At 41.9% G+C, this 12,798-nt stretch carries 15 protein-coding genes; 9 read left to right on the forward strand and 6 right to left on the reverse strand.

From position 1 onward, the window contains the following. Genes ACST13_RS05700 through ACST13_RS05715 form a run of 4 tightly spaced genes read left to right on the forward strand, consistent with a single transcriptional unit; the run spans window position 1 to window position 2,613 of the window. On the forward strand, window positions 1–882 hold the full coding sequence (locus ACST13_RS05700; protein WP_459522253.1) for a sterol desaturase family protein: 882 nt from the start codon (window positions 1–3) through the stop codon (window positions 880–882). Next, window positions 869–1,642 (forward strand): (Fe-S)-binding protein, encoded by a 774-nt coding sequence (locus tag ACST13_RS05705; RefSeq protein WP_459522254.1) that lies wholly within the window; start codon window positions 869–871, stop codon window positions 1,640–1,642. Before ACST13_RS05700 ends, ACST13_RS05705 begins: the two co-directional genes overlap by 14 nt. 4 nt (window positions 1,643–1,646) lie before the next feature. Further along, a complete protein-coding gene (locus ACST13_RS05710; RefSeq protein WP_459522255.1) occupies window positions 1,647–2,120 on the forward strand; it encodes a hypothetical protein in 474 nt (157 codons plus the stop codon). 1 nt (window position 2,121) lies between these two features. After that, window positions 2,122–2,613 carry a GAF domain-containing protein gene (locus ACST13_RS05715; RefSeq protein ID WP_459522256.1) on the forward strand — a complete coding sequence of 164 codons (492 nt, stop codon included), beginning with the start codon at window positions 2,122–2,124 and terminating at the stop codon, window positions 2,611–2,613. Here the strand turns inward: ACST13_RS05715 and ACST13_RS05720 are convergent. Continuing rightward, the gene (locus tag ACST13_RS05720) at window positions 2,610–3,269 is read right to left on the reverse strand and encodes a phosphatidylserine decarboxylase family protein (protein WP_459522257.1); all 660 of its coding nucleotides are present in this window, start codon (window positions 3,267–3,269) and stop codon (window positions 2,610–2,612) included. The two genes, ACST13_RS05715 and ACST13_RS05720, sit on opposite strands and share 4 nt — an antisense overlap. Before the next feature lie 68 nt (window positions 3,270–3,337). On the opposite strand from ACST13_RS05720, the gene ACST13_RS05725 reads away from it, so the two are divergent. Beyond that, on the forward strand, window positions 3,338–4,756 hold the full coding sequence (locus ACST13_RS05725) for a hypothetical protein (protein WP_459522258.1): 1,419 nt from the start codon (window positions 3,338–3,340) through the stop codon (window positions 4,754–4,756). On the opposite strand, the gene ACST13_RS05730 is transcribed toward ACST13_RS05725, so the two are convergent. Then, window positions 4,753–5,298 carry a hypothetical protein gene (locus tag ACST13_RS05730; protein WP_459522259.1) on the reverse strand — a complete coding sequence of 182 codons (546 nt, stop codon included), beginning with the start codon at window positions 5,296–5,298 and terminating at the stop codon, window positions 4,753–4,755. The genes ACST13_RS05725 and ACST13_RS05730 overlap by 4 nt on opposite strands. Window positions 5,299–5,370: 72 nt before the next feature. On the opposite strand from ACST13_RS05730, the gene ACST13_RS05735 reads away from it, so the two are divergent. After that, the gene (locus ACST13_RS05735) at window positions 5,371–6,411 is read left to right on the forward strand and encodes a long-chain-fatty-acid--protein ligase (protein ID WP_459522260.1); all 1,041 of its coding nucleotides are present in this window, start codon (window positions 5,371–5,373) and stop codon (window positions 6,409–6,411) included. On the opposite strand, the gene ACST13_RS05740 is transcribed toward ACST13_RS05735, so the two are convergent. Together ACST13_RS05740 and ACST13_RS05745 are read right to left on the reverse strand one after the other, a co-directional pair. Continuing rightward, window positions 6,394–6,813: a molybdenum cofactor biosynthesis protein MoaE gene (locus ACST13_RS05740; RefSeq protein ID WP_459522261.1), complete on the reverse strand. Its 420-nt coding sequence runs from the start codon at window positions 6,811–6,813 to the stop codon at window positions 6,394–6,396. The genes ACST13_RS05735 and ACST13_RS05740 overlap by 18 nt on opposite strands. Continuing rightward, complete coding sequence (locus tag ACST13_RS05745; protein ID WP_459522262.1) at window positions 6,813–7,301, reverse strand: dihydrofolate reductase; 489 nt, start codon at window positions 7,299–7,301, stop codon at window positions 6,813–6,815. The genes ACST13_RS05740 and ACST13_RS05745 overlap by 1 nt, the downstream gene beginning before the upstream one ends. Before the next feature lie 173 nt (window positions 7,302–7,474). Here ACST13_RS05745 and carB point away from each other — a divergent pair, with 173 nt between their 5' ends. Both carB and ACST13_RS05755 read left to right on the forward strand, forming a co-directional pair. Then, a complete protein-coding gene (carB, locus tag ACST13_RS05750) occupies window positions 7,475–10,309 on the forward strand; it encodes a carbamoyl-phosphate synthase large subunit (protein ID WP_459522263.1) in 2,835 nt (944 codons plus the stop codon). Window position 10,310: 1 nt separating this feature from the next. Next, a complete protein-coding gene (locus ACST13_RS05755; RefSeq protein WP_459522264.1) occupies window positions 10,311–10,562 on the forward strand; it encodes a hypothetical protein in 252 nt (83 codons plus the stop codon). On the opposite strand, the gene purN is transcribed toward ACST13_RS05755, so the two are convergent. Beyond that, a complete protein-coding gene (gene purN / locus ACST13_RS05760) occupies window positions 10,552–11,115 on the reverse strand; it encodes a phosphoribosylglycinamide formyltransferase (RefSeq protein ID WP_459522265.1) in 564 nt (187 codons plus the stop codon). The genes ACST13_RS05755 and purN overlap by 11 nt on opposite strands. 52 nt (window positions 11,116–11,167) lie before the next feature. On the opposite strand from purN, the gene bshA reads away from it, so the two are divergent. After that, window positions 11,168–12,319 carry an N-acetyl-alpha-D-glucosaminyl L-malate synthase BshA gene (gene bshA / locus ACST13_RS05765; RefSeq protein WP_459522266.1) on the forward strand — a complete coding sequence of 384 codons (1,152 nt, stop codon included), beginning with the start codon at window positions 11,168–11,170 and terminating at the stop codon, window positions 12,317–12,319. Here bshA and folK read toward each other — a convergent pair. Then, complete coding sequence (folK, locus tag ACST13_RS05770; RefSeq protein ID WP_459522267.1) at window positions 12,303–12,788, reverse strand: 2-amino-4-hydroxy-6-hydroxymethyldihydropteridine diphosphokinase; 486 nt, start codon at window positions 12,786–12,788, stop codon at window positions 12,303–12,305. The two genes, bshA and folK, sit on opposite strands and share 17 nt — an antisense overlap. Window positions 12,789–12,798 lie beyond the last annotated feature (10 nt).

Below are 12,798 nucleotides of genomic sequence, written 5' to 3' on the forward strand. Positions count from 1 at the left end.
ATGGAACCTACTTTAATTTTATACGCGGTACCTTTTTTCCTTTTTACGGTCTTATTGGAATCCTATATCGTTTATAAAATGCAACGTGATTTAGTAGAGGCAAAGGATTCGATGACCTCGATTGGTTTAGGATTAGGAAATTTAGGGGTTGGTTTTGTGACGAAGGCGATTACCATAGGCGCGTCATTTTATGTTTATACGAATTGGAAATTGTTTGATTTAGGCCAAAGCTGGCCGGTTTGGGTTTTCGCCTTTTTTGCGGAGGATTTAACGTATTATTGCGTTCATCGTATTTCACATGTGATTCGTTTTTACTGGGCCTCTCACGTGGTTCACCATTCGTCTCCTAAGTATAATTTAGCTGCAGCTCTACGTCAAACTTGGACGGGAAATTTGTCGGGCGGTTTTGTTTTTTGGCTCTGGTTACCTCTAGTGGGAGTCCATCCATTCATTGTGATTTTCTTCCAGCAGACCAGTTTACTTTATCAATACTGGATTCATACGGAGTTGATTAATAAGATGCCACGCTGGTTTGAATATATCTTAAATACGCCGTCACATCACCGGGTGCATCACGGTATAGATTTGAATTATTTAGATACGAATTATGCCGGAGTGCTGATTATATGGGATCGGATGTTTGGATCATTTGTCGCTGAAAATCAACGACCTACCTATGGTTTAACGAAGCAAATTGAAAGTTATAATCCAGCTAAGATTGCGTTCTATGAATGGGTGCAGATGGCGAAAGATGTTTGGCATGCGAAAAGTATTACATCCGTATTCGGTTATGTTTTCGGGCCTCCAGGTTGGAGTGACGATGGTAGCAGACTAACGGTTACGCAAATGCGGGAGCAGCAAAAGAATAATGGAGAAGATTAAAACGATGGCTGAATTCGCCGCAGCGGGGGAGCAGCCGGAATTTCTTTTTTGGGTAGGTTGCGCAGGCTCTTTCGATGATCGCCATAAAAAAGTGACGCGGGCTTTCTCTGAAATCCTACAAAAAGTAGGTATCAGTTTCGCGGTCTTAGGGACGGAAGAATCTTGCACAGGTGATCCAGCTAGGAGAGCAGGGAATGAGTTTTTGTTCCAAATGCAGGCAATGGCTAACATCGAGGTACTAAATTTATACGCGGTAAAGAAGATTGTTACGGCCTGCCCGCATTGTTTCAATACCTTGAAAAACGAATACCCTAGTTTAGGCGGAAATTATGAGGTGATTCACCACAGCCAGCTTTTGGCAGAATTAATCAGCTCAGGAAAAATAAAAACAGCTGAAGATGCTTCAGTAGAACAAGTAGCCTACCACGATTCCTGCTATTTAGGCAGAGGAAATGGCGTCTACGAGGCCCCTCGCGAAATTATTTCCGGATTAAAAAAGGAACTAATCGAGCTGAAAAGTTGTAGAACAAAAGGACTCTGCTGTGGAGCCGGTGGAGCACAGGTTTTCAAAGAACCCGAAGCCGGTGGCGATGACGTACAAGTGAAAAGAGTGCAAGAAATGGTGGATTCAGGCGTCAGCAAAGTCGCCTTAGCTTGCCCTTTCTGCATGGTCATGGTCCAAGATGGCTTGAATAAAGTAGGAAAAGAAAAACATATCCAAGTAGTAGATTTAGCTGAATTAGTGCATCAATCCATGTAATCTTATGTATTTACCTTTTGAGCAAATGCCCGATCATTCCCGCGTATGGGTCTATCAAGCGAATCGATCTTTCTCTGCTTCTGAAATTCAGGCAATTCAAGACTATCTAGTTCCGTCTTTAACTCAATGGGCAGCGCATGGTGCGGGTCTAAATGCCTCTTTTGAGATACGTTTTCAGCAAGTGATTGTCATCGCTGTAGATGAAACGATTAACGCCGCGTCTGGCTGCTCGATTGATGCCTCTACGCGCTGGTTCAAGGAGATGGGCGTAAGTTTAGGTATTGATTTCTTCGATCGCAGTACGGCAGTCGTGGAAGGTAATGAGGTAACACTTTTACCTATGACCGCTTTGAAAAACAATCCCGTTTTGACTCCTTCGCAACAGGTAATCCCCCTTCAAACAGAATCGCTAGGCACTTACCGCTCGGGCTGGTTACAAAGAGCGGATAACACCTGGCTACAACGTTATTTTGTATAATATGGCAGAAGATCTAGTCAAAATCGATGGCACTCGTGAAGAGAAATACGCCGCCTTATTCCCTCAAATTCATTCACTCTTAGCTGGAGAAACAGATAAATACGCGAACCTAGCAAATATTGCAGCGGCAGTTCACGAGGTATTCGGTTTTTTCTGGGTAGGTTTCTATCTCACCAAGGAAAATCAATTAGTCTTAGGGCCTTTTCAAGGTCCAGTTGCCTGTACCCGAATTCCATTTCACAAGGGAGTCTGCGGGCACGCCTATACGACGAAAGAAACGGTTTTAGTTCCAGATGTGGAGGCCTTCCCCGGTCATATTGCTTGTGCGTCTGCCTCGAAATCAGAGATTGTTTTACCCGCTATTGTGAATGGGGAAGTCGTGCTGGTGTTTGATCTGGATTCAGATCAATTAGCGGACTTTTCTGAAGTAGATCAGCAAGGTCTTGAAAAAATTATCGGATTGATTGAGGAGTCTTGGACTTCTTGGTTTTAAGCTAATTTAGCAATAACCGTTTCGCCGCCTACGGGTTTATCATCGATATTCACACAAATTTCTGCGTCTAAAGGCAAATAGATATCGATACGGCTACCAAATTTAATAAAGCCAAACTCCGTGCCTTGAACAACCGAATCCCCTTCTTTAGCATACCAACAAATACGTTTCGCTAATGCTCCCGCGATCTGGCGGAAAAGAACTTCCGTACCGTTATCGTGCTTCACCACATAGGTAGTTCGCTCGTTTTCTGTACTCGACTTTGGATGCCAAGCCACTAAGAATTTTCCTGGATGGTATTTGAAATAAGAAACAATCCCAGAGATGGGGTTGAAGTTTATGTGCACATTTAAAGGGGACATGAAGATCGAAACCTGACGACGCGGGCCTTTAAAATATTCTGTTTCTACCGTTTCTTCAATGACAACCACTTTTCCATCTGCCGGAGCGATGATATGTGTAGGGTTCAGTTCGGTATGGCGCTGGGGAACACGAAAAAATTGCAGGATGATAAAATAGAAAAGAGACGTAATCACCACGATCGTTTCTCTCAAGAAAACATTTTCCGGAAAGAAATTGGCTACCAGGCCATTGATGACCAGGACAATAAGTAATGATGTGATTAATAAGGTTCGTCCTTCTCGGTGTAATGTCATGCGTTGAATACTAAATAAACTTGTTAATTTACAAAATTAGTTATTTTTGGGGAAGCAACCACAATAACATGCTAAAAAAAGCAAGCCTACTCCTCTTTCTGTTTCTCATTTTTGCCTTTAAAGGGGAGGCTCAGTACATCAAATGGCAGGAGGATAAATCTGTTAATTTTTTACGTTTACACTTAGTTACACACGAAATAGACAGGTATAAGCCCTCCACTGGATGGGCTAAATTAGATACAATCAATTCGATTGGTGTAGATTTTAAAGATATTTTACCTAGTTCTGAAGGTATTCATGAATTTCAAATTAACCAATCATCAAAGTACTATGTAACCATACATTGTACGGGTCAGGTGTATGAACTAGATAAGTCTACTTGGACATTGAAGCGACTAGATCAGACCTTTCACCGAGGTTCAAATTGTTTAAGCACCGTATTTATGCGGGGGGATGATATTTATTCCTTTGGTGGTTATGGCTTTTGGAGGTCTACTAATTTGATAACAAAATATGATTTTTTAGCCAAAGAGTGGTTGAGTATCGCAGCCGATGGCGATGTTCCTGCAGCTATATTCGATGGATTTGCAGGCTATTCCACTAAAAAGGACAGATTCTATCTCTTAAGTACCGTGGAAATGAATGATACCGAAAAGAAGATGGCATTTAATCGCGATTACGGTATTTATGAATATGATTTCTTTAATCAAAAATTCAGTCGCTTAGGGGAAATAAAATTACCAACGGTATTGAATTTCTTGGATTCCAAGGAAACGAAGCCATTTTTATTTAATGGTCGGTACTTTATTATTACAGATAAGCCGAATAAAAATTTTGCTTATGATACCATGTTTTTTATTGACTTAGAGGTTGATTTCAAAGTTTATCAATGGAAAAACCCGCATCGAATCTATTTAAATGCGCAAAGGGGTGATGATAAAGAGGCCTATTTACATGCAAGCGGGGATTCCTTAATTTGGTCGAATAATGTGGTGAAGTCATCGATAAATGAGCCGGGGATCACGGTGGTTTCCATCAAAACCTTATTAAGTGAGGCTGAATATATTGGAACATTAGACGAAGGTTCTTGGTTGGAGAAATTTTCTGTGTTGATGATGATTTTAGGCGGAGGCTTATTTATTGGTTTGAGCGTGGAAATTTACCGACGATTAAAGCAAAAAAAGCTGAAAAAATCTATCCGCTTTATGTTAGGGGCAAATGAGCGTTTGTTCTTGGACTTCTTGATTTTGAATTACGAGCAGGGATTTGTGAATGGCCATCAGATTATTGCCTTCTTTGGTAAACATAAAAGTTCTCCTGAATCGCAAAGGCAGTTTAGAGCGAAATTAATTGATAATTTCACCAAAATGCTGGGTTTGATTTTTGTGGATGAAGAAATTTTGGATATTCAATTAGATGAACAGGATCAGCGGATGTTTACTTATCGACTGCAGCCTGAAATTTATCGAAAGATAAAGGGTCTCTAGTCTTTAAAGATGATAATGGGATCTGTTTCGATCGTATTGCTTTGATTGAAAGCATTGTCGCGGATAAAAATCTTGAATTTTAACGTGTCGTTTTTAGGGGTAAACTGAGGGCTATATCCTTTATAAAAAGCATATACGAATTGGGTGGAATAATCGATACTGCCTTCAATGGGGCCAGATTTCTGATTAGGCTTGAAATTAAAATTCATTAATCCCCCTAAAGCTGGAGTAAAGGTGATAGGAATAAACACACCATTTTTTCGTAATAATACCGCAACTTCGAAATTGCGAAAATCCTTGTATTTGATGTCGGATTTTAATTGGGCTTCAGTTAGTCCTAAGTCCCCTTCTGCATCTTGAAAATTAATACTCATGATGACAGAATCAATTTTCGTAGTTCCGCCAAAACCATCATTACTCGTTTTAGTTATCTTCTGAATCGCCTTAAATTGAATGACAGGCGTGGAGCTGAAGCTAGGTTCTTGTACACAAGCACCTAGACTAAATAAGACAATCATGAACATGCCGGCTAATTTCCGCATCGAATCCTTTGAAAATTTCAACAGTAAAGTTAATGATTTGCGTTAATTTTGTGCTACATCAGGTAAAATCAAATGGATCAAACGATCGAGTCGTGGCGAGAAAAATTAAAAAGACGCGTTCTGCACATGCAGGAATCCGACTTTGAGGTAATGGCTTTAGATATTTTTCGTTTTCAAGTGAACCATAATCCACTTTACCGTTCTTACGTTAACTTATCAGGAGTTGACCCTGAAAAGGTAAATCAGTGGACAGAAATCCCCTTTTTACCTATCGAATTGTTTAAAAATCACGAGGTATTAACGGGATCTCCGCCTGTTTTATTCTCTTTTGAAAGCTCGGGAACGACTGGTCAAATCCCCTCCAAACACGCCGTTTGCGACCCCAAATTCTACCAAGAAATTTCGAAAATTGCCTTTGAACGGGAATATGGGCCATTGAGCGATTACCATATTTTTGCCTTATTGCCCTCCTACTTAGAGCGCTCTACTTCCTCGCTTGTCTTCATGATGGATCATTTCATCCAGGAATCAGGTTCTGAGTTGTCAGGCTTTTATTTGAATCAATACGAAGAGTTGGCCGCTGAATTACGTGAAGCATTATCGACGGACAAAAAGGTCTGGCTGATGGGAGTGACCTTTGGCTTATTGGATTTAGTGGATTCAGGCATTGATTTATCGTTTTTGAGTGAGCACAAAGATCGATTGATCGTGATGGAAACCGGTGGAATGAAAGGGCGCCGCGAAGAATGGATTCGCGATAAAGTGCATGCTTATTTACAAGAAAAGATGAGGCTTGATTCGATTGCATCGGAATACGGAATGACGGAATTGTTTTCTCAAGCTTATGCAAATTCTCAGGGCATATTTACACCAGCATATACCATGCGGGTTTGTTTACGCGAAGTGAGCGACCCATTCACCTTAGTAACGCAGCCGCATAAAACGGGGGGAATTAAAATCGCGGATTTGGGAAACATCGATTCCTGTTCCTTTATCGAAACTCGGGATTTAGGCTCAATGGAAGAAGATGGGATTCGATTTAAAGTCTTAGGCCGATTCGATAATTCCGAAATGCGTGGCTGCAGCCTGATGCTTTCAGGGATGGGGGACTAGCCAGGAGGATCCGTCTTCGTAAAATTCATTTTTCCAAATAGGTACGCCCTTCTTTAGTGTATCAATCAACCATTCACAAGCCTTAAAAGCTTCAGCTCGGTGAATGCACGTAACTCCGATTAATACGGCAATATCCCCGATTTCCAAAGGTCCCGTTCGATGAACTAAGGCAATTCGTTCGATGGGCCATTGAGCAGCCGCCTGATCACACAATAATTCGATTTGCTTCAAGGCCATAGGAGGATAGGCATCCATGGTTAAGGCCTTTACGCCCTTGCCCTGATTTTTGTTGCGAATGGTACCGATAAATAGGCAGATCCCCCCTGCCACCGGATCCTGCAAGAATTGGTAATAGGGGTCGATGGAGATCGCTTCAGCACTCAGATCGATTTTGTGAATCATTATTTTCTGCTGTAGGTCAAAAAACTGTATTGGTAGGGATTTTTTTCATCTGTTACGCCTCGCTCCTTTTCTGTTATCTCCCATTGGTCTGCCACGATTTCTGGGAAAAAGGCATCGCCTTCGAAAATATCATGGATTTGTGTGACCAAGATTTGATCGGCTACTTCTAAGCTGAGTTTATAAATTTCAGCGCCTCCTACAATAAAAATTTCTTCTCGGCTAAGGGACTTGGCTTTTAAAATAGCCTCTTCCATAGAGCTAGTGCAGATAACGCCTTCGATTTGCAAAGCGGGATTGCGAGAAATAACAATCGTGGTTCGGTTCGGTAGCGGTTTTCCGATGGAATCGTAGGTCTTGCGCCCCATGATGATGACATGACCCGTGGTTAAGGCCTTAAATCTTTTCAGATCTGCCGGCAAGTGCCATATCAGTTCATTGTTTTTTCCAATGACCCTATTTTCATCAAAAGCTACTAGTATTTTTATCACGATTTCTATAATTTCTTGTCAAAAATAAGGGTTTTTTCGGGTTCTGCCTCACCTAGACAAAAGTCAATATTTTATTTTGCAAATCGACCCTAAAACCCTAACTTTGCACAATTTTGGAGGTCAATCAAAACCCTCCAAAAACACCTATCCTTTCAAAATTAATTTAAACACCTGTGCCTAAAGATTCCTCGATTAAATCCGTACTAATTATTGGTTCTGGTCCCATTGTGATCGGTCAAGCTTGTGAATTTGATTATGCTGGTTCCCAAGCCGCCCGTTCCTTACAGGAAGAGGGCATTGAGGTAATCTTAATTAACTCAAATCCAGCGACGATTATGACGGATCCGATGAATGCGGATCACGTATATTTGAAGCCTTTAGAGAAAGCTTCCATCATTCACATTCTAGAAAATCATCAAGTTGATGCAGTTTTACCTACTATGGGAGGTCAAACAGCCTTGAACTTAGCGATTGATTGTGATGCGGCGGGGATTTGGGAAAAATATGGAGTGAAGATTATAGGTGTAGACATTGCAGCTATTGAGACGACGGAAGATCGCGAGAAATTCCGCTTAAAGATGATTGAAATCGGGATAGGCGTTTGTAAAGGACGTACAGCTCGTTCTTTTCTGGAAGGAAAAGAAATTGCACAAGAAACAGGTTTTCCTTTAGTTATTCGCCCGTCGTTTACCTTAGGTGGAACCGGTGGAGGTTTTGTGCATGAAGCTAAAGACTTTGATGCAGCGCTAAACAAAGGTTTGCATGCATCCCCTACGCACGAGGTGCTTGTTGAGCAATCCATCATGGGTTGGAAAGAATATGAATTAGAGCTTTTACGCGATAATTTAGGGAATGTGATTATCATCTGTTCGATTGAAAACTTCGATCCGATGGGGATTCACACCGGGGACTCGATTACCGTAGCTCCGGCGATGACACTTCCAGATACGATTTACCAACGCATGCGCGATAGTGCGATCAAGATGATGAATGCCATTGGTCAGTTTTCAGGAGGGTGTAACGTTCAGTTCTCCTTGAACCCAGAAACAGATGAAATTATCGCGATTGAGGTTAATCCAAGGGTTTCACGCTCTTCGGCTTTGGCCTCTAAAGCAACTGGATATCCGATTGCAAAGATTGCTGCGAAAATGGCGATCGGTTATAATTTAGATGAATTAACCAATGCGATTACGGGAACGACGTCCGCTTATTTCGAGCCGGCTTTAGACTACGTAATTGTAAAAGTGCCACGTTGGAATTTTGATAAGTTCAAAGGAGCGGATCGTACGTTAGGATTGCAAATGAAATCGGTGGGAGAAACCATGGGTATCGGGCGTAATTTCCAAGAAGCGCTTCAAAAAGCGTGTCAATCATTAGAGATTAAGCGGAACGGGATGGGAGCTGATGGCAAGGAATTGCGTGATCAAGACGCCATTTTATACTCCTTAGCGAATCCATCTTGGAACCGTTTATTCCATATCTACGATGCCTTTAAACTGGGTATTTCGTTCAAAACAATTCAGCAATTAACGAAAATCGATAAGTGGTTCTTAAACCAAATCGAAGATTTAGTGCGCGTGGAAAAAGAGATGGAGAAGTTCTCTATTCACAATATCCCGACGGTATTATTAGAAGAGGCGAAGCATAAAGGTTTTGCAGATCGCCAAATCGCTCACACCTTACGTTGCCTCGAATCAGAGGTATACGATAAGCGTAACGCGGTAGGCATCAAACGTATTTACAAATGCGTAGATACCTGTGCAGCGGAATTCGAAGCGAAGACCCCTTATTATTACTCGACGTTTGGTCAAGAAGGAGCCTCTGCGGTTTTAGATAATGAATCTATTGTTTCACCGAAGAAGAAAGTTGTAGTTTTAGGTTCTGGGCCAAACCGTATCGGCCAAGGGATCGAGTTTGACTATTCTTGTGTTCACGGTGTTTTAGCGGCGAAGGAAGCAGGCTACGAGACGATTATGATTAACTCGAATCCAGAAACAGTTTCGACGGACTTTGACATCGCAGATAAATTATACTTCGAGCCGGTATTCTGGGAGCATGTGTATGAAATCATTCAGCACGAAAAACCAGAAGGTGTTATCGTTCAATTAGGCGGCCAAACAGCCCTGAAATTAGCCGAAAAATTATCGAAATACGGCATCAAAATCTTAGGTACTTCGTTCGAAGCCTTGGATTTAGCAGAAGACCGCGGTGCGTTCTCGAGTTTGTTAAAAGACCTAAAAATTCCTTACCCTAAGTTTGGGGTATGTGAAGATGCGGACAATGCCGCGGCTTTAGGTCGTGAATTAGGTTATCCATTGCTTGTTCGTCCATCCTACGTTTTAGGAGGTCAATCGATGAAAATCGTGATCAACGAACAAGAATTAGAGCAACATGTTGTGGATATCTTACGCGATATTCCAGGCAATAAAATTTTATTAGATCACTTCTTAGAGAATGCAATTGAGGCGGAGGCAGATGCGATCTGTGACGGAGAAGACGTGTACATTATCGGATTGATGGAGCACATCGAGCCTGCGGGTATCCACTCGGGGGATTCGCACTCGGTATTACCTCCATTCGATTTATCGGATCACGTGATCAAACAAATCGAAGATCATACCCGTAAAATTGCGGTGGCTTTGAAGACCAAAGGTCTATTAAACATCCAATTCGCCGTGAAGGACGAAGTGGTATACATCATCGAAGCAAACCCTCGTGCCTCTCGTACGGTTCCCTTCATTTGCAAGGCTTACCAAGAGCCTTACGTGAATTACGCGACGAAGGTGATGCTAGGGGATAAAAAAGTAAAAGATTTCAATTTCAAACCAGTAAAGAAAGGATTCGCGATCAAAATCCCGGTATTCTCCTTCTCTAAATTCCCGAATGTAAATATGGAATTAGGGCCAGAAATGAAGTCAACAGGTGAAGCAATCTATTTCATAGATGATTTGAAAGATGATTTCTTCCGCAAAGTATACGGTGAAAGAAACTTATATTTAAGTAGATAAGATGCTGAAATTACTAGCCTTAGGATTAGTACTGTATTATGTAGTTATCCCTTTGCTACGCTTTTTGATGAAAGGATACGTCATCACCCAGGTGCATAAGAAGATGTCCGAACAAGATATTCGCTCGAAGCATGCTGCCGCTAAGGCACGCAAAGAAGGAAGCATAGATGTGGACTTTGTTCCACCATCTGCTAAGAAATCTAAGCCAGCGGACGACGGAGATTACGTACCCTACGAGGAAATTAAGGATTAACCAGCGATTCGATCACCTTCGGAAAATCACGGTGTTCTAATTCCTGACCTTTTCTAGCCACATCTTCTGGAGTATCACTTGGCAATACTGGGAACGAACTTTGGAAAATAGTTCCGCCTTCATCGTAGTGCTCATTTACGTAGTGAATCGTAATCCCAGATTCTTTTTCCCCTGCAGCTACCACCGCCTCGTGCACGAAATGTCCGTACATTCCTTTTCCACCAAATTTCGGCAATAAAGCAGGGTGAATATTGACGATTCGTTGTGGAAATGCGTGAACAAACTCCGACGGAATCAACCACAGAAAACCCGCTAAAATAATCCAATCGGTGCGCAGTGATTGAACTTCTTTCAACACCGTTCCGTTCTTGTAAGAATCTCTGTCAAAAATGCGGCAAGGAATTCCTAGTCGCTCTGCCCGCTGAATAATGCCTGCTGAGGGGTTATTGCAGTAAATGTGGGTGATTTGGACCTGATCGGAACCTCTGAAATGTTCGATGATTTTTTCGGCATTAGAACCCGAACCAGACGCAAATAAGACGAGATTTTTCAAAGGTTATCAGTTGTTTAACACAAATTTACATTCTTTCAGCTAAATTTAAGGTATGAAAATAGGGATCGTTTGTTATCCGACGTATGGCGGAAGTGGAGTGGTGGCGACAGAACTGGGCAAAGCATTAGCGCTAGCTGGTCATGAAGTGCACTTTATCACGTATACACAACCTCCGCGTTTGGACATATTTTCTGAGAATATTTACTACCACGAGGTTTCCGTGGCGTCGTATCCTCTATTTGAATACCTGCCCTATGAGTCTGCTTTAGCCAGTAAAATGGTGGATGTGACCATCAACGAAAAGTTGGATTTAATACATGTGCATTATGCGATTCCACATGCCTCGGCAGCTTATTTAGCGAAGCAAATATTAAAATACAAGGGCATTCACGTGCCAGTCATTACGACCTTGCACGGAACAGATATAACTCTTGTAGGCCGTGATCCCTCTTTCGAACCCGTAGTTACTTTTTCGATTAATGAGTCGGATGGCGTGACGGCGGTTTCGGAGAGTTTGAAGAACGATACGTATAATGAATTTGAGATTTTGAGTCACATCGAAGTGATTCCGAATTTCATTGATTTGCATCGATTCCAAAAACGTCCGCACGACCACTTTAAGAAGTCACTTTGTCCGAATGGCGAGAAGCTTTTGATGCACACCTCGAATTTTAGAAAAGTAAAGCGAATTCAAGATATCGTGAAAGTTTTTGCGCTCGTACGCAAGAAGATTCCAGCCAAATTAGTCTTGATAGGGGATGGTCCAGAACGTTCAGGTATTGAAGCCCTTTGTCGAGAGTTAGAGGTTCAAAATGATGTGCGATTCCTTGGAAAGATGGATGGAATTGAGGAGGCTTTGTCGCTGGCAGATTTATTTTTATTGACCTCGGAAAAAGAAAGTTTTGGCCTAGCTGCATTAGAAGCGATGGCCTGCGAAGTACCCGTGATTTCATCTAATGCGGGAGGTATTTCAGAGGTAAATATTCATGGAGAAACAGGTTTTGTAAGTGAGATAGGGGATGTGGAAGATATGGCGGCGAATGCCATTAAGATGCTAAGTGACCCTATATTGCACGAAAAAATGAAGGCAAATGCGCGAAAGCGTGCACAGGATTTTGATATTATCAAGATCTTACCCTTGTACGAAAAGTTCTATGAACGCATCACATCGAAAAGCTGGAAATTTCCTAAACAGAACGATTAACCTGGCTGTTATCTTCGCAAGCCAGTAACATAGCGTTCGCCGTCAGGCCAGATACCGGATCTACATACAAAGGAGCTATCTCTGCTAAAGGAGTTAAAATAAATTTGCGCTCTGCAATGCGCGGATGAGGAACGGCTAAGTCTGCCTCGGCAATGATCAAATCCCCATAATAAAGTAGATCTAAATCGAGTGTTCGAGGACCCCAGCGTTCCTTACGTTCTCTACCAAATTCCTTTTCAATCGCTAACATTTTTGTTAAGCAAGCTTGCGGATTTAGTGCAGTGCTCACGAGCAGAACTTGGTTTAAAAAGTCTCCTTGTGGGATGGGACCCCAGGCTTCGGTTTCATAAATCGACGAATAAACCGATATTTTTCCAATATTTTTTTCAATTAGCGGGTAAGCCCCCTCGAATATTTCCCGGGTATTTCCTAGATTGCCGCCTAAAGAGAGGAAGAGCTGAGTGATCATCTCTTAAAAT

The sequence above is a fragment of the Aquirufa sp. A-Brett2-W8 genome (genome assembly GCF_054558755.1).